The sequence below is a fragment of the Variovorax sp. dw_308 genome (assembly GCF_019207085.1).
GTDB lineage: Bacteria > Pseudomonadota > Gammaproteobacteria > Burkholderiales > Burkholderiaceae_C > Variovorax.
The window spans coordinates 1-14,496 of record NZ_JAATOM010000012.1 but is presented as its reverse complement, the minus strand read 5'-3'; the positions used below and the strand labels follow the sequence as shown (position 1 = coordinate 14,496).

Genomic DNA, 14,496 nt, shown 5'->3' with positions numbered 1-14,496 from the left:
AGCACCGGCGCGGCCTGCTGCCTGAGATGCTGACGCTCAGGTAGCAGCGGAGTGCTCGACCTTGCGCGGCAGCGCCTGCGCCGCCTCGCGTATCGCCTTCGCTCGATCCGCCTGTTCCTGCAGCAGCTTGTTGGTCTTCTTCTGCTCGTTGATGAGCTCGCGAAGCATTGGCTTGGTGCCGAAGATCGCGAAGGGCATCAGGATCCAGAGCACCCCGATGAAAAACGCGATCAGAGCGAACACAATCGTCAATCCGCCGGCTGTTGCCATCTTCAACTCCTCGTTGTTGTTGAGTTTCGAATCGTAGCGCCGGAGTTTCTGTTTACAGAAATTAGCTTGCAATCTGCCGGATTGATGTTTACATTAATTCCCATGGCAACAAAGCAACCACCTCAACGCAAACCCGGCCGGCCTCCGCGCGAGGACGGCGAGAAGACGGTACCGGTGGCGGTGCGCATGACCGAGGGGCAGCGCGACAAGCTGCAGATCCTTGGCGGCGCCCCATGGGTGCGCGAGAGGATCGAAAAGGCGAAGTTGCCGAAGGAATGACGCCGCGCCTCGGGGCGACGTGGGCTGAATTTTCAGCCTACCTATCTGAGGCAAAAAAGGCGACGGCCGCAGGGCTCTGACCTCCTGCAGCCGTCTAACCATCAACCACTACTGGAGAGTGAATCATGGCTACCTCGAATGTTATCGACTTTGCCGCCGCCAAGCGCGCCGCGGCCGCGCAGGCATCCTGCCCCTTTGAGTCCCCGCTGCTGAAGGCCTACGCTGACAAGCTCAGCCCGGAGATGCTGCAGATCATGCGCACCGCCGTTGCCGAGGGCTTCACGCAGGGCCGGACCACCGGCAGCATCGTTGCCTCCATCCGTCGTGATGCCGTGCGCTTGGCCGCACGTGCTGCGCTGTGAGGGACACGAATCATGAGCACCGCTATCGAGAAGATCGAAGAAGCCACCTGCGATCAGTACCGCGGCACCGCCGCCGACCTGATTGCCGCCGGCCTGGCGCGCGCCGACCAGTTCCCGCCCGATGGACGCTACGGCATCTCGTACTTGCAGGGCAAGCAGGTGCATGGCAACGTCCGCAAGGACCAGACCTATCTCCGTGTTGAGCGCTTCCGTGGTGAATTGATGCGCGTGTACGTTGGCATCTCGCAGGAGGCCGCGCGGGCAAGAAAGGCAGCGGCGGAGGGCCAGCGCCGGCGAAGGTATGAAGCGGAGGCCCAGCAGGAGCGCGCCAAAGCGGCGGAGCGCGCGAAGCGTAATCTGAAGTCGGTTTTTCGATCCGAGGACGAATATCGTCGCAGCCTGGTCGAAAAGATCACGGAGATGCTCGGCATCATGTACGGCGAAAGCGACAAGCCGAAGGACTGGCACGCCTACAGGTTGGACCAAGAGTCCAAGGAGGCCGTCCTGCTCGCCGGCGACGCGGTGGTCGAGGCGATCATGCAGTCCACTGTGCATTTCGACGTGGCGCTTCACGCGAGGATCGTCGAGGGCTACCAAGCCACCATCAAGGCGGCCGACCCGTCGTTCTACGCGCACCTCGACAAGCTCGTCGCACCGAACCCTTCCATCCTCGAAGGAGAAGCGTCGTGAGCCGCCGCTGCAAGCCTGGGCAACGCGCCCGCTTCGTCACAGGGCGGAGCCAAGGAACCATCGTCATGGTCGTCGGTCCATGGTTCCATGGAACCGAATACGCTGGGTCCAGCAATTGGGCGGCATGCGTCTTCCCTTGGAAGGTCATCTCCCTCAGCGGTCCCATAACAATCGTCTGCTCGAACACAGGGAAGTACCTCGGCGACTCGATCGCTTGTGTCTGCGAGGATGCCGACCTCGAGCCCTTGGGCGACGACGATGACGGCCTGGCCCGGACGACGGAGAAGGACAAGCCCATTGCAAAGCCGAAGTCGACGAAGGTGCGAAAGCCTGTGACCGAGGCCCACTCGTCATGATCTTCGGCCGCAAGCCGCACCACGCCTGCAATGCGCCATCGTGCGCACTGCGGGCGCCCCCATTTCTTGCCCCCAGCCGGGCTTGCTGACTTCTGATCCGCGCATGGCCATCTTCGTCACATATCCGCCAGAAGGCGATGATGGCCATCGGCTCCCTGGAAACGAATGGAAGCCAGCAAATTATGGGATCGACAAAGAGTACGCGGGCGTGGAGCGCAGTCTCCGCATGCTGCGCGTCGAGTTCGAGCAGACGGGCAATTTTCTATACGTGATCGAGGCCTTCAGGATCGCAACTGCGAAGCGTCTGTATCCGCCGCTCTGGGTCCTTGACAGCCTACAGAATGGCTTCACCAGATACGTCACCGCGGCGGCGGAGGGCATGGGGAATCTCGATGGAGCGCTTGGCTTGGTCCGAGGGCGAGGCGAGGCAACGTCATGGAGGGAGAACGACCTTCGCGTGCGCGATTTCAAGATGGCTAGATTGGTGCTCAAGATGCAGAGCTTGGGGCTTTCGCGGCCGCAGGCGGCTCGAGCTCTTGCAAGTCTGCTGGACCGGATCCCCGATGGTCAGGTCATCAAAATCGGGCGCCATTCTGAGTCGCTCGGTCGAATGAGCATGACCGGAAAGGCCATTGAAAAGGCGGTCGCTCGTGTGGCGGACGAATTGAAGCACCTCCCCATCATGTTCAGGAATCTGGGATGGACACAGGAAGAGCGGCGGGACCAACTCAGCGTGTTCTACAAGTCTGAGCTTCCGCAGAAGATAGTTCAGGAGTTGTGGCCGGACCGAGGCTAGAACTCAAGCGGCGTTTTCGGTTCCACATCCGGTAAGCGTCCCCAGACACCATTCGCTCCGTGCTGCACCCCGCAGCGACACGGAGCGAATAGATGCATCAATCTCAGGCAACCCATCAAAAGCTGCGACCCACCGTCGCCAGCCATCTCTGCGGCGTCAGCAAGGCGACGCTGCTCCGCTGGGAGAAGGAGCGGGCCGACTTTCCGAAGCCCAGCCGTCCGACCCCGCGGGTCACGCTCTACGACCGCGACAAGCTGATCGCGTTCCTCGACGCGCAGGGCGAGGTCGCGCCGCAATGAGCTCCGCGATCGAGGCCGGCAAGGCCTTCACCACGCTCCAGGCGCGCTCGGCGTTGCTTGGCTACACCTGCACCCTCACCGAGGCCGGAAACATCGTCCTGGGCCGTTCTGGTGGTGCGTGGATCTTCGGGACGGTTGAGAAGGCACACGCCTGGCTCGACCGCCTGCCGCAGCAGCTGGCGTGCGAGGTGCTGCCATGAGCAACTTCGCGATCCTGCGCGGCCTGGTCGCGTTCGTGGACAACTCCGATGGCAAGGGCGCCGACGGCCTCGCCCGCGCGCTGCTGGGTCATCCCGAGATCGGCGAGCGGCTCTCTTTCGTCAGCTTCGAGATGCTGCGCGACGTGCTCAACGACAAGGGCCCGGGCATCCGCGCTGCTGCGATGACCACCGCTGACGCGCTCACGGCCGGCCTGATGGAACAGCTCACCGGCAAGGCGAAAGGACGCACCCCATGACGGCCAAAAAGAAACCCCAGCACCGCGGGAACGGCACTGGGGTCACAAACGAAATCAGAATGCGCACCGAGTTTCACGCCCCCGCTTCAAGCGGTCAAGCCCAGCGCCAGCGCATCATCGAAGCGCTCCGCCGCCGTGGCCAGACCACCGAAGACCTACGCACGATCGGCATCTTTCAGGTGCCCGCTCGAGTGAAGGAGTTGCGCGACCGCTTCGGATACGACATCGAGACGGTGCGCGTCACCGTCGTCGATCGGGAAAGCTACTCACACCCGCGCGCAGCCCTCTATGTGCTGCACGAGCCGAAAGGGGCGGTGTGATGCATGGCCCGCAAGGAACGATCAGCGCGAGGCGCAGGACGGGACGCAGGGGGCTTCGTGGCGCTGCCATGGGCAGTACTGGACTCCCAGGCCTTCCTGAAGCTCTCGCACCCCGCCAAGGCGCTTCTGCTGGAGTTGGCGAGGCAATGCCACGGGGACGACAACGGACGGCTCCTGCTGTCCCGCGTGTACCTTGCTGCCCGCGGCTGGAAGTCGGCCGATGTGATCCAGCGCGCCAAGACCGAGTTGCTCGAAGCGGAGTTCATCTTTCAGACCGTGCAGGGCTGCAGGCCGAACAAGGCGAGTTGGTACGCGGTGACCTGGCACAAGCTCGGAAAGCTGCAGGGGTTCGACCCGGGAATCGAGCGAGCCTTCAGGCAAGGGGCCTATCGCAAAAACGATGTGCTTATCCCGTCTCCCGGAACAGGGAGGGCTTCTATAGCTCCGTCTCCCGGAACAGAGCGACTCCCTGCTGTTCCGTCTCCCGGAGCTATGCGGGCCATTTCAGCCCCTTCCTCTGTTCCGTCTCCCGGACACCCTCTAGAGATGCCATCTGTGGTGTCGCATTGAAGGGGGTGCAGGCATGACCGAACTACGACTCAACATCGCGGCCGACATCAACCGATTCCACGAACTGGCATGCAAGCGGGCGGAGGAGGCGGTCGACCACGCGAAGCAAGCGGGCCTCTTGTTGCTGGAGGCGAAGGCGGCCCTGAAGCATGGCGAGTGGTTGCCCTGGCTCGAACAGAACATCTTCGTGAGCGCCCGCCAAGTGCAGCGCTATATGCAAGTTGCCCAGGGGCGGCCGCTGCCGATTAAAGCGCCGTGTAGTCCGACTACACCCGCGCTGCCCAAAAACGACACCGTGTCGCATTTGGAAGTGGACGCACCGCGCCTGTTCCCTGGCGGCCCGCCCGCGGCCGAGTTCGTGCCCGAGGCTGGGCACTGTTATGCGGTTGTCCTGCCCGACACGACCGTCTATGCGATCGAGCCATCGCTGAAGCACCCGGGCTACTTCTTCGTGTCGAAGATGGATGCGGCGACCGACATGGTGGACTACACACGCCGACCAGTCAGCGCTCCGTGGGTGGAGGCGAACCTGCAGTACTACGGGCTGGAGAACCCCGCCGCGGCCGATTGGCGGATGAAGCCCTCTGCCGGCGTGCTGGAGGCTCTGGACACCTTTCCGGGGTGCGCAGCATGCTGACCGGGCTCGACTTTCCGGACCTTTCGGTCGAGGAGCTGCCGAGCGGCCTATTCGAACTGAGCCAGGACGGCTTCGGCGGCAACGAGACCGCGTGCGTGGTCATTCATCGGCTGCACATCCGGGCGTTGGCCGAGCGGCTGGGCCTGCTGGGCCCGGAAGCGGGCGAAGGTCGGACCATTGACAAGCTCGCGCGCCGCATCAGGACGCTCTACGAACGCATCGACCGCTTTGACGACTACCTGCTGAACTGCAGCGATCACGAGCACGCGGATCTCGATTGGGAGGTCAGCTACAGCCGTGCGACTTGCGACATTGCCCAGGAGTTCGTCCGGGACCTCGACGACCTGCCATGTCACGCGGAGTCACGCTCTGTCGCGCCGGCGGCACGCGTGACATCCGTTGGCCAACAGCTGTCCACCGTTCCGGCGAAGTCTGCCGCCGAGCGCGCCAAGGACTATCGCGCGCGCCGCCGCGTCACGAACACCGCCACGAAAGTGCGTGACGCGTCACGTGACGCCGTGACGGACCAGTCAGCGCTGGAGCTGGAGGCCGTGTCGTGATGCTCCACCAGCTTTCCCATCATCCGCGGCAGGCCTGCCCCGGCGCGCCTCTCGGCGCTCACACCGCGGCGCCAGTCCCCCGGCATTGCCCCCTTTCCTCTTTCCCAACAGCCCAAGAAAGGCAAACCACCATGGCAACTTCCACAAAGACGTTCCAGTTCGATCGCACCGTAGTCGTCGTCACGACCAACACCGACGGAAGCGGAAGCATTACCTACAACCCGCCTCGAGCGAACGGGACCAGATACAACGACGGTCACCTTGTGCTCGACGATGCCGACCGGATGAGGCTGTGCGCGAACGTGCGCGCGATGCTGCAGGAGGTCGGCGATACGAACGGACTCGCCAGCCACGACGCCACCTACGGCCTCCCCGGCTCCGCGCGCAGCAAGTTCTTTCCCGACGATGAAAAGGCCCTCGCGATCGCAGCCGGCCAACCGACCAATTCTTGAAAGGGCACATCAAATGGCAACGAACCAACTCCAACAACAGCGGCAAGCCGCCGGCGCCGCATACGCGGCCGCTGCTCAAGCCTATCTCGACGCCTATGTCGAGTTGCACGCGCACGATCTCGCGTACCACGGCGGCGCCGGGCCCGGCTTCCCCGAGTTCCGCCCGCCCACGCCGCACGGCGACTTCCTTGCCGACCCTATCCACGGCACGCACGTCGAGCGCGTGCAGGCGCGCGCGGAGCAGATCAAGAAGGTCACGGGGGTCTGAAATGGCTGTTGAAAAAACGATCCTCAACGGCGGCCAGACGCAGATCAACCTGGCGGGCGGGAAGACCTTTGTCATGCCCACTCTCGACTCGGCAACCGTGGCAGTGGCCAGCGAGCCGCTGATGTATTTCGAAGGCCAGCTCAGTCTTCTCGACACCTTCGTTGAGGAGTCCGCGCTCATTCACGGTGACGCGATGCTCAGTCCCTTGGGCAAAGAGCAGAAGCTCCTTCCCAAGCAGAAGGAGCGAATCGAGGGCGTCTCCCGCGCGTGGGCGTCTATCGAAAACTACGAGCAGAGTCTGGACAGGCGCGAAGCGGAGATGCTGCGAGTGCCCAACCTTGATCCCACCCACACCGCGATGGCGATCGAGGATCGCGAAATGCGCGACTGGTGGGCCAGGCAGGACAGCGATACCCGGACGAAGCTGCTCAACCAGATCGGCGACGAGCCTGGCCACGATCGAATGATGATCGCGCTCCTGCGCAGCCCTGTGCCGCAACTCGACCACGAGGTGAAGTTCGTGCGCGATGTTTGGAACCGCAGCAAGCGCCTCGAGAACCTCCCAGAGGCCGAGTCAATCTCTTCGGGCCGCGCCGCCGTCGAATGGGCGCGCAGAGGCGTGACGACGGTGGCAGCACTCGCGAGGCAGGTCATCGGGTGGAATGACGATCGCACGTTGCACACCTTGATCTCCTCGGAAGAAGAGCGCGTGCAGAAGGGCTTCGGTGTCTTCGGTTACGGGCAGGCAACGGTGGTGCGCATGCGCCAGCGCATCGCCGGTGAAAAGCGGCAACGGGTCTCCTGACGTGGCCGGGACGTTGACGTTCGAGCAGGCGTGGCGCCTCCGCGGCGCTGCGGTGGGCATCGTTGCCCCACCAGCCGCCCGTGGTGCTGGGCCACCAACGCAGCGCCCTGGCCATTGCGGCCCGGCGCGCTGCCAACGAAGCCAGCATCGCTTGTCTCGCTGCCATACCGGCAACCCAACCATGCGCGCCAGGCCGCGCCGGTGCTCACGCTGCGCCGGCCGGCCAGGCGACTTGCCCCCAACTCAACCCCCGCGCTTGATGCGCTGAAAGGCCAAAAATGGACTTTGCCGCCCTGGGCATCAGGATCGATAGCAGCGAAGCTGTCCAAGCAACGAAGGACCTCGACAAGCTTGCCGCCACCGGCGAGAAGGTCTCGAAATCGATCGCGGACACCGCGAACGCAAGCAAGAAGCTGCAGCAGTCGATGGATGCTGGCGCCAAGGCCGCGAAGGCCAACAGCGACAGCATCGACAGGTATGTGCAGAACCTCCAGAAGGTTGCCGCAACCAATGGGCTCGGCACGCGAGAAGCCAAGCTGTACGACCTCGCACTGCAGGGTGCGACCAAGTCGCAGCTGCAGGCCGCCGATGCGGCTATCCGACTGGATGAAGGCTACAAGAAGGGCCTGGCCATGGGCCAGCGCTTCAGGACCGACATGATCTCGACAGCGTCTGCGGCGACGGTGCTCGGCGCCTCGCTGATCGCCGCGTCCGGGGCTGCCGTCGCGTACGTGTCGAAGATCGCCGGGAGCATCGCCGACTTCAAGGACCTGTCCGACGCCACTGGCGCGAGCGTCGACAACATCAGCGCGCTCGACCGCATCGCACGCGAGACCGGCGGCAGCTTCGACACAGTCTCGACGAGCCTGATCAAGTTCAACGCGGAGCTGGCCAAGGCCAATGGCAAGGACGATGCGTCGCGCGTGATCAAGGCACTGAATCTGGACTTGAAAGAACTCAAGGCGCTCGATCCTGCCGAAGCGCTGCGCCGGGTCGCGGTGGCGTTCGACGGCTTCGCGGACAACGGCGACAAGGCGCGCGCTATCCAGGAGCTGTTCGGCAAGTCGGTCAAGGAGGTCGGACCCTTCCTGCACGACCTGGCCGAGCAGACCGGGCTCACCGCGACGAAGTCGGCCGCGGCGACCGAAGAGGCCGACAAGTTCGGCAAGTCCATCGCGCGGCTCAGCGCGAACTCGCAGGATGCTGCGCGCAACATCGTCAGCGACTTCCTGCCGGCGCTCAACGCGATCATCACCACGTTCAACAACGGTGGTCTCAAGGCTGCGATCGATGACTTCGGAGAGCGCGCCTTCAGCTGGACCAGCAACGCGAACGCCAAGCGCATCAAGAGCCTCACGGCCGACATCAACGAGCTGAAGGATGCGTCTTCGAACATTTCGTTCGACGTGTTCGGGCAGAAGGGCCGCATCGACAAGGAGATCGCGGACAAGACCAGCGAGCTGCAGTCGCTCTCGAAGTCGTTCCTGCGCAGCGACAAGGGCTTCGGCGAGAAGTTCACTGCGCCGGCCCCCGATGCTGTGACCAACAAGCCGACGCTCAAGGTGCCGGAGAAGGCGGGCAGCCCCGGGCGCGACACCTCGAGGCAGGAGGCGAAGGCGCAGCTGGCATTCGACCTGGAAGACATCAGGAAAGCTCAGGATGCCATTACGAACACCATCGCGAATGGGGAGAAGGTCCTCGAAGCGAAGCGCGCCGCCAGCCTGGTCACCGAGCAGCAGTACTGGGACCAGAAGAAGCAATTTCTCATCGAGAACAACCAGGCTCAGCAGGAGGGGCTCGAGAAGGAATTGGATCGCCTCCAGCAGGAGAAACTTTCGGGCAAGGACCAGATCGACAATGCCCGCAAGATCCTGGATGTCGAAGCCAAGCTGGCCAAGACCCGGCAGGACGGCGCGACCAACCTGCAGGTGCTGAGCCTCCAGCAAGAGGCCAGCATCAAGCGCATCACCGATGCGTACGACCGCGCGAAGGAGTCGGCCGCCAGCTACCTGGACACGATCGCACGCAGCTATAACCGCGAGATCCAGGGTGTCGGCACCGGCGACAAGAACCGCGCTGACCTGACGGCACGTGGCCAGATCGACGACCGCCTGCAGCAGCAAAAGATGCTGTATGACGGTGAGCTGCGGCGGAAGGAGATCACGGAGGACGCGTACAAACAGTACATCTCCGTCGCCGATGAAACCTACAGCAAGGAGGTTGCGCTTTACGAAGCCCGCACCAAACGCATGGACGAGCTGCAGGCCAGCTGGCTCGCCGGTGCGCAGGACGCGCTGCACAACTACGCCGACGAGGCGGACAACACCGCGAAGCACACCGAGGAGGCATTCGGCAACGCATTCAAGGGCCTGGAAGACCAACTGACGAACCTGTTCACCGGCAAGAAGTTCGACGGCAAGGCGCTGCTCAATTCGATCGCCAACGATCTGACGCGCAATGCGGTGAAAGAGAGCATTACAGGCCCCTTGGCGAAGGCTGCCAGCTCGTTCCTTGGGACGGCGGGACTGGGTGGCACTGTGGCGGGCGCGAACGCTGGGGAAGCTGGCGGCGGCGGTTTTCTGGACACGATTGCCGGCCTTATTGGCGGCAAGAAGAGCGGCAGCGCGACGAGTGCGCTCGGCGGCGCTCTTGCGCGCGGCGCTACACCAGCAAACCCGCTGTACGTGCAATCGGTGGGACTGGATAGTTTGACTGGTCAATCCGGCGGTGGCGGCGGCGATGTCCTCGGCGACTTCATCAGCAAACTCGGCGGCGGCGGTGGCTACAGCGCATCCGACCAGGCCGGACTCGATGACCTGATTGCCGGCCTCGGGTTCTCCGATGGCGGCTTCACCGGTCCGGGCACCAAGTACCAGCCGGCGGGCATCGTCCACGCGGGAGAGTACGTGGTGAATGCTGAGAACACCAAGCGTCTCGGCCTGTCCTTCCTCGAACGCCTGAACAAGCGCGGGTATGCAGAAGGCGGGCTTGTGGCCGCTCTCGGCGGCGGTGGCGGCAATCCTGCTGCTGTCGCGCGTGGTGCGGGTGCCGGGTTCAATCAGGTCAACCACGTCACCGTCAACGGCAGCGTGGACAGGCGCACGGCCGACCAGATGCTCCACAAACTTGGCGTGCAGACTCGGCGCGCCACGGCGAGGCTCGGCTGATGTCTGTGCCTTCTCAACATCGGCGCCAGGGCGCGCGCAGCGGGCCTTTGCTGGCCGTTGTGCTGCCATCGTTCCCCCAACCCTTCCCCGCGGCGCGCGCGCTGCTGTGGCTTCGAAGCGGAGGATAGGTGGCGGAAAAACGCACCAAGAAACCGGCTGCAACCCGCGCCAGTGCTGGAGATCGGCCCAAGCCCCCCTCCCGGGTCCGCGTGCGCCTGATCACCATCGACGACGTCAAGCGCGAGATGGCCAGGCTGTACCGCGAGGCGCGCTCCAAGAAGGTCGACACGCAGGACGCGTCGCGCATGGCGAACATGCTCGCGATCCTCGGTCGGCTGATCGAAGGCAGCGATCTGGAGAAGCGAATCGAACAACTCGAATCTGCAAAGCAGGAAGGACAAGGACGATGGTCAACAAGACACTGATGAGCCGCCTCGTGGCGCTGGAAAGGGCCGAGCGCGGCGCTGGAGGCCTCGATGGCATGCTGACGTACAACGACTGCACCGAAACCCCTCTGATCGCTGTCGAGCGCGCCAGCGGGCCAGGGCTCTACTTCCTCGCGCCTGACAGCCTCGACGTGGGCTACCTCTGCGAGATCAACGCAAAGGGGCGTGCAACCGTCTTCGGGCACGAAGGCCGGGAGGTGGCGCTATGGTGAACAAGGCATTGCTCGCACGCGCCGCCGAGCTCGAGAAGTGGCTCGGCATGCATGACGATCCGTTGCCCACGTTGTTCCTGGTGGTCGTTGACGCCAGCCTGCCGGACGGTGCGACCTTGGAGGACGCCGGGCCTGTGATCTCTGGCCAGGTCGAGTACAGCGACGAGACGACGATCGGCTACACATTGGGGATGTCGGGCGCTCCGTTGCGTGGCATCCGCCGCCGACATGCCGAGCGCCTCGACGACCTCAAGGCTCGGGCCATGGAGACGCACCCAGGCTGCCGCGTCTTCATGCCCGTGTACGCAGGCGAGCTGCGGTCGACCGATGTCGAGTGGAACGAAGATCTCCGCGACTCCTCGTCGCACCCCCTCTCAAACCCTTAGTGCGAGAGAGAGATCAGCGACAAGGCGAACTTCAAGGCCGATTGGACGGCCTGGGCTATGTCAGGTTTTGTCAGGTTCTCGTTTCCGACCGACCGCGCCGGTACGCGCGCTGTAGCCGGCGGTCAAAGAAACGCTGGCGCGCTGAAGCAAGGCTCCGTGGTCGTCACCAACGACCACGGGAAAAGTGCGGTCGTTACTGACGACCGCACTTTTGCGTCCCAAACTGTCCGATGTTGGAGTCAGCAAAGACCCTGTCCAGCCGGGCGCAGAAACTGGCGGCGGTCCCTGAAGAAGTAATCAAGGCACCCAATGCCCTGATGCTGCCGGCGCCCCGCATTCGTGAGAAAGCAACGGAAGGATCAACTCTCTTGAGCTTGTTTTTCTGGGCTGCTTGACGCTGCAGACCAGCAGGGCGAGTGACTTTTCAAAGCGGGGGAAGCAGAGGGGGAACGCACTCGATAGAACCTTAGCCAAACTTAGCATCCATACGCCCTGCAGCCCGATATGCGAACGTCTCCGGTCCGCCAGATTGAAGACCTAAGTAATTGATTTACTTAGGTTTTTTTTCGTCCGAATGCGTGCTACCCATGTTTGTACCCACAAACTACACGCAGTAGGCTGTCCATCAAAGGCGAAGATATGGCGACGCGACGGATCGGAAACATTCAAGAAATCGAAGATGTTCGGTCGCGCTTGGTGTTGAAGCAATGGGACACGATGTGGCTCGACGTGGAGCAGCGAATGATGAAGCTGCGGGAACTAGTCTTGGAAAGACCCGTTGATAACGAATTCCATCGCCACGTCGTCGTTGCCTCCATCGCCGCCCTGCAAACGTTTCATCGGGGAACGCTTGTGTCGATCATTGACTCTGGCGACGAGTACAGGGAGCGCGCCGCCGAAGCTATATCTGAGAAATTTTTGATGAAGGACGCTCTCGGGTGGCTTCGCGGCCAGTCAGCTACGTTCGGAGAACTAGTTGCCCATACGGCGCCTTGCAACTCGGTAAGCGACCTCCTGTCGTGGCTGGGCAAACTGCTGGCTTGTGACATGCGGGTAGCTGTTGCCGAAGCCATCAACCCACATGACCGACGAAATCGAATCGCGAATCCTGTCAAACTCGTCGCCAATACTGACGAAATGCTCAGCCGATTAGCGGACGCATTCAGGCTTCGGCACATATTTGCGCATGAAGCGGCTCCGAATGTTGAAATAGACGCCGACTATTGCCGACTGTTGTTTGAAGCGGTGACAACTTGGATACGAGCTGTTGATGGCGTGCTTTGGACTACGGTCTACACAAGTCTCCCGCTGACAACGCGTGAGATGAACGACCACGGGAGGGCAGAAGTAATGTCTGCGAGGAAGGGGCTAGCCGACGCGATGCGGGTCGCACTTAAGGACGCGCGACAGGCAGGAAGCGCGGACTGGCTAAGGCGAAATCATCGCAAATGGAAGGCTGTCGTAAGCGAATGGTCCGACAACACCTATGCCACTCTCCAGGGGACCATGTGGCCGCCGATTAAGGCCGCTGATCTCGCTGAGGCGGTACGGAAACGTACGAAGCAGGTAGGCGATTGGACTCAGAACAGCGATCGAAACCTTTGAAGAAGAGAGGCTGGGCGGCCTACTTCACATCAGCATTATCACAACAGTTGTCGAAGCATCCCGATACAGTCAATAATTTTCACCCACTGATCAAGGAGCGAGGATGAAACGATTAGCGCTTGCTATTGCTGCGTTGGCATTTTTGGGCGGATGTGCCGACATGGCAGACTCAGTGTCGAAGGTTGCGGGACTAGGTGTAGTCACTCGCGAGCGATCGACCTTTGATAACGCGACAGTTATCGCAATGTCGCCGGCCCATCTCTACGCGGAGGGCTCATGGGGTAACGCGGTCAGGCTTGGTGCGCGTTGGTCAAGCGCATCGCCTGATAGTGTTGCATTGATACTTGCCTATGAGTCAAATGTGGCATCTGGCACTGCCTACATTGGCTTGAAATCTCTTCAGATAAACATTGATGGAGAAATATCATCATTTGCAGTTGGGGCGCCAACTGATTTGAGCAGTAGTAGTTATAACACTGTATCGAAAACGATATATACCTCGTCAAAAAACGCAGTTGTAATTCCATATCCATTGCTTAAACGAATGGTGGCTGCAAAGGATACCCGCTTGCGAATCCACACTAGCAAAGGCTATGAGGACTCGCAGTTTTCAATAGAACGCATTCCCGGAGGACAGGGTACGGCAATTCTTTCAATGAAAGAATTTACAGAATCGGTCGATTCGGTGAGATCTAAAAAGGGCGCTTAGCACGTTCGGTGAGCCAGCGCCCTAAGTTCTTCGGGCGTTGGTTGCCTGTAATGACCAAATTTTTTGCCGATAGCGATGTAATATTGCCCACATGACAAACCATTTCGGTCTGTTATGGAATAAACGAGTGAAGGCAGGCGCGCATTCTTTTTAATGCGGCCTGCCTCAAGCTTAGTCAGTCGTTGCGCTAAGTTACTCATTCATCAGATTTTTCAAGCTTTTGCAGTCTGGCTTCAAGATCGCCGGTTTCAATAAGCCTACCTAGCAAACCCAACACGTTTGCGAGGCGGCTAACATCGGAAACATCACGCGTTCCTGACTTGCCCTCACGGTAGAGCCGCGCAAGCTCGGCACGCACGTCCTCAGCCGTTTTCAGGTGCAGGCGCATACGGCGGGGGGGTGAAGCCCGTTTCGATGCTTCCACGGGGCTTCCAAGGCCGTTGAGGGTGCCAATTTCTGCCATTACACCCCCCTCAGAGGCTCAGAACGCGGCGATTCTCGACGCGAAACGCGCCGCTGTTAGATAGGCTAAGACGACATGCAGTCATTGTTAATCCTCGATAGCTTTCATAAATTCCTGGCAAATGAATAGTTCTTGGCGCAGATGACGAAGTTCTTTATCTGATGGGTTTCCATTCAACTGGAAGCGGATTTTTGCTAGCAATTCAGTAATTTCATTCATTATTTGCGCTTTGATCGGTTGATAGTCGCCGTGACCGTCTTTGGTCTTGAAATTCATAAAATGTAAGATCACTCTTTTATTCGTAGATAGCGTTTGAGTCAACCATAAAGCATGACCTTCGCTCAACTTCAGCGACGGATAGTAGATGGAAAGCAATTCGTCCACCGC

Annotated in this window: 23 protein-coding genes; 20 read left to right on the top strand and 3 right to left on the bottom strand. The window is 61.3% G+C overall.

What is annotated here, in order from left to right; genetic code table 11:
• Window positions 1-36: 36 nt before the first annotated feature.
• Entirely contained in the window at window positions 37-270 is a 234-nt protein-coding gene (locus tag HCU76_RS21785) for a hypothetical protein (protein WP_218510628.1), read from the bottom strand.
• A 66-nt stretch (window positions 271-336) separates the two neighbouring features.
• Here HCU76_RS21785 and HCU76_RS21780 point away from each other — a divergent pair, with 66 nt between their 5' ends.
• The 20 genes from HCU76_RS21780 (at window position 337) to HCU76_RS21685 (ending at window position 13,646) form a co-directional block, all read left to right on the top strand.
• Window positions 337-549 (top strand): hypothetical protein, encoded by a 213-nt coding sequence (locus tag HCU76_RS21780; RefSeq protein ID WP_218510627.1) that lies wholly within the window; start codon window positions 337-339, stop codon window positions 547-549.
• A 125-nt stretch (window positions 550-674) separates the two neighbouring features.
• Window positions 675-911 carry a hypothetical protein gene (locus tag HCU76_RS21775; protein ID WP_218510626.1) on the top strand — a complete coding sequence of 79 codons (237 nt, stop codon included), beginning with the start codon at window positions 675-677 and terminating at the stop codon, window positions 909-911.
• A 12-nt stretch (window positions 912-923) separates the two neighbouring features.
• On the top strand, window positions 924-1,601 hold the full coding sequence (locus tag HCU76_RS21770; RefSeq protein ID WP_218510625.1) for a hypothetical protein: 678 nt from the start codon (window positions 924-926) through the stop codon (window positions 1,599-1,601).
• A gap of 65 nt (window positions 1,602-1,666) precedes the next feature.
• Window positions 1,667-1,957, top strand: coding sequence for a hypothetical protein (locus HCU76_RS21765; RefSeq protein WP_218510624.1), 291 nt, complete (start codon window positions 1,667-1,669; stop codon window positions 1,955-1,957).
• 103 nt (window positions 1,958-2,060) lie between these two features.
• Window positions 2,061-2,753, top strand: a complete 693-nt coding sequence (locus HCU76_RS21760; RefSeq protein ID WP_218510623.1) for a hypothetical protein — start codon at window positions 2,061-2,063, stop codon at window positions 2,751-2,753.
• 92 nt (window positions 2,754-2,845) lie between these two features.
• Window positions 2,846-3,052: an AlpA family transcriptional regulator gene (locus HCU76_RS21755; protein ID WP_218510622.1), complete on the top strand. Its 207-nt coding sequence runs from the start codon at window positions 2,846-2,848 to the stop codon at window positions 3,050-3,052.
• Window positions 3,049-3,252 (top strand): hypothetical protein, encoded by a 204-nt coding sequence (locus tag HCU76_RS21750; RefSeq protein ID WP_218510621.1) that lies wholly within the window; start codon window positions 3,049-3,051, stop codon window positions 3,250-3,252. Before HCU76_RS21755 ends, HCU76_RS21750 begins: the two co-directional genes overlap by 4 nt.
• Complete coding sequence (locus HCU76_RS21745; protein ID WP_218510620.1) at window positions 3,249-3,509, top strand: hypothetical protein; 261 nt, start codon at window positions 3,249-3,251, stop codon at window positions 3,507-3,509. The genes HCU76_RS21750 and HCU76_RS21745 overlap by 4 nt, the downstream gene beginning before the upstream one ends.
• Window positions 3,506-3,829: a helix-turn-helix domain-containing protein gene (locus HCU76_RS21740; protein WP_218510619.1), complete on the top strand. Its 324-nt coding sequence runs from the start codon at window positions 3,506-3,508 to the stop codon at window positions 3,827-3,829. The genes HCU76_RS21745 and HCU76_RS21740 overlap by 4 nt, the downstream gene beginning before the upstream one ends.
• Before the next feature lie 583 nt (window positions 3,830-4,412).
• Window positions 4,413-5,036 (top strand): DUF3102 domain-containing protein, encoded by a 624-nt coding sequence (locus tag HCU76_RS21735; protein WP_218510618.1) that lies wholly within the window; start codon window positions 4,413-4,415, stop codon window positions 5,034-5,036.
• Window positions 5,030-5,596, top strand: coding sequence for a hypothetical protein (locus HCU76_RS21730; RefSeq protein ID WP_218510617.1), 567 nt, complete (start codon window positions 5,030-5,032; stop codon window positions 5,594-5,596). The genes HCU76_RS21735 and HCU76_RS21730 overlap by 7 nt, the downstream gene beginning before the upstream one ends.
• A 131-nt stretch (window positions 5,597-5,727) precedes the next feature.
• Window positions 5,728-6,048, top strand: coding sequence for a hypothetical protein (locus HCU76_RS21725; RefSeq protein ID WP_218510616.1), 321 nt, complete (start codon window positions 5,728-5,730; stop codon window positions 6,046-6,048).
• A gap of 13 nt (window positions 6,049-6,061) precedes the next feature.
• Window positions 6,062-6,316 (top strand): hypothetical protein, encoded by a 255-nt coding sequence (locus HCU76_RS21720; RefSeq protein WP_218510615.1) that lies wholly within the window; start codon window positions 6,062-6,064, stop codon window positions 6,314-6,316.
• Window position 6,317: 1 nt separating this feature from the next.
• Complete coding sequence (locus HCU76_RS21715; protein ID WP_218510614.1) at window positions 6,318-7,121, top strand: hypothetical protein; 804 nt, start codon at window positions 6,318-6,320, stop codon at window positions 7,119-7,121.
• A gap of 683 nt (window positions 7,122-7,804) precedes the next feature.
• The gene (locus HCU76_RS21710; RefSeq protein WP_218510613.1) at window positions 7,805-10,288 is read left to right on the top strand and encodes a phage tail tape measure C-terminal domain-containing protein; all 2,484 of its coding nucleotides are present in this window, start codon (window positions 7,805-7,807) and stop codon (window positions 10,286-10,288) included.
• 128 nt (window positions 10,289-10,416) lie between these two features.
• Complete coding sequence (locus tag HCU76_RS21705) at window positions 10,417-10,713, top strand: hypothetical protein (RefSeq protein ID WP_218510612.1); 297 nt, start codon at window positions 10,417-10,419, stop codon at window positions 10,711-10,713.
• A complete protein-coding gene (locus tag HCU76_RS21700) occupies window positions 10,695-10,946 on the top strand; it encodes a hypothetical protein (protein WP_218510611.1) in 252 nt (83 codons plus the stop codon). The genes HCU76_RS21705 and HCU76_RS21700 overlap by 19 nt, the downstream gene beginning before the upstream one ends.
• Window positions 10,940-11,332, top strand: a complete 393-nt coding sequence (locus HCU76_RS21695; protein ID WP_218510610.1) for a hypothetical protein — start codon at window positions 10,940-10,942, stop codon at window positions 11,330-11,332. The genes HCU76_RS21700 and HCU76_RS21695 overlap by 7 nt, the downstream gene beginning before the upstream one ends.
• Window positions 11,333-11,971: 639 nt before the next feature.
• Window positions 11,972-12,937, top strand: a complete 966-nt coding sequence (locus HCU76_RS21690) for a hypothetical protein (RefSeq protein WP_218510609.1) — start codon at window positions 11,972-11,974, stop codon at window positions 12,935-12,937.
• 103 nt (window positions 12,938-13,040) lie between these two features.
• Window positions 13,041-13,646 carry a hypothetical protein gene (locus HCU76_RS21685; RefSeq protein ID WP_218510608.1) on the top strand — a complete coding sequence of 202 codons (606 nt, stop codon included), beginning with the start codon at window positions 13,041-13,043 and terminating at the stop codon, window positions 13,644-13,646.
• A gap of 196 nt (window positions 13,647-13,842) precedes the next feature.
• Here the strand turns inward: HCU76_RS21685 and HCU76_RS21680 are convergent, their stop codons facing one another.
• Both HCU76_RS21680 and HCU76_RS21675 read right to left on the bottom strand, forming a co-directional pair.
• The gene (locus tag HCU76_RS21680) at window positions 13,843-14,034 is read right to left on the bottom strand and encodes a hypothetical protein (protein WP_256354336.1); all 192 of its coding nucleotides are present in this window, start codon (window positions 14,032-14,034) and stop codon (window positions 13,843-13,845) included.
• A 162-nt stretch (window positions 14,035-14,196) separates the two neighbouring features.
• Window positions 14,197-14,496: hypothetical protein (locus HCU76_RS21675; protein WP_218510606.1), on the bottom strand; the 300-nt coding region annotated here is incomplete at its 5' end.

Excerpts from the sequence above, each read along its gene's own strand:
- HCU76_RS21745 (WP_218510620.1), top strand. The coding sequence starts at position 3,249 with ATGAGCAACTTCGCGATCCTGCGCGGCCTGGTCGCGTTCGTGGACAAC.
- HCU76_RS21695 (WP_218510610.1), top strand. The coding sequence starts at position 10,940 with ATGGTGAACAAGGCATTGCTCGCACGCGCCGCCGAGCTCGAGAAGTGG.
- HCU76_RS21680 (WP_256354336.1), bottom strand. The coding sequence starts at position 14,034 with ATGCGCCTGCACCTGAAAACGGCTGAGGACGTGCGTGCCGAGCTTGCG.
- HCU76_RS21775 (WP_218510626.1), top strand. The coding sequence starts at position 675 with ATGGCTACCTCGAATGTTATCGACTTTGCCGCCGCCAAGCGCGCCGCG.
- HCU76_RS21770 (WP_218510625.1), top strand. The coding sequence starts at position 924 with ATGAGCACCGCTATCGAGAAGATCGAAGAAGCCACCTGCGATCAGTAC.
- HCU76_RS21755 (WP_218510622.1), top strand. The coding sequence starts at position 2,846 with ATGCATCAATCTCAGGCAACCCATCAAAAGCTGCGACCCACCGTCGCC.
- HCU76_RS21685 (WP_218510608.1), top strand. The coding sequence starts at position 13,041 with ATGAAACGATTAGCGCTTGCTATTGCTGCGTTGGCATTTTTGGGCGGA.
- HCU76_RS21750 (WP_218510621.1), top strand. The coding sequence starts at position 3,049 with ATGAGCTCCGCGATCGAGGCCGGCAAGGCCTTCACCACGCTCCAGGCG.
- HCU76_RS21735 (WP_218510618.1), top strand. The coding sequence starts at position 4,413 with ATGACCGAACTACGACTCAACATCGCGGCCGACATCAACCGATTCCAC.
- HCU76_RS21785 (WP_218510628.1), bottom strand. The coding sequence starts at position 270 with ATGGCAACAGCCGGCGGATTGACGATTGTGTTCGCTCTGATCGCGTTT.
- HCU76_RS21700 (WP_218510611.1), top strand. The coding sequence starts at position 10,695 with ATGGTCAACAAGACACTGATGAGCCGCCTCGTGGCGCTGGAAAGGGCC.
- HCU76_RS21725 (WP_218510616.1), top strand. The coding sequence starts at position 5,728 with ATGGCAACTTCCACAAAGACGTTCCAGTTCGATCGCACCGTAGTCGTC.
- HCU76_RS21740 (WP_218510619.1), top strand. The coding sequence starts at position 3,506 with ATGACGGCCAAAAAGAAACCCCAGCACCGCGGGAACGGCACTGGGGTC.
- HCU76_RS21765 (WP_218510624.1), top strand. The coding sequence starts at position 1,667 with ATGGTCGTCGGTCCATGGTTCCATGGAACCGAATACGCTGGGTCCAGC.
- HCU76_RS21715 (WP_218510614.1), top strand. The coding sequence starts at position 6,318 with ATGGCTGTTGAAAAAACGATCCTCAACGGCGGCCAGACGCAGATCAAC.
- HCU76_RS21730 (WP_218510617.1), top strand. The coding sequence starts at position 5,030 with ATGCTGACCGGGCTCGACTTTCCGGACCTTTCGGTCGAGGAGCTGCCG.
- HCU76_RS21720 (WP_218510615.1), top strand. The coding sequence starts at position 6,062 with ATGGCAACGAACCAACTCCAACAACAGCGGCAAGCCGCCGGCGCCGCA.
- HCU76_RS21690 (WP_218510609.1), top strand. The coding sequence starts at position 11,972 with ATGGCGACGCGACGGATCGGAAACATTCAAGAAATCGAAGATGTTCGG.
- HCU76_RS21760 (WP_218510623.1), top strand. The coding sequence starts at position 2,061 with ATGGCCATCTTCGTCACATATCCGCCAGAAGGCGATGATGGCCATCGG.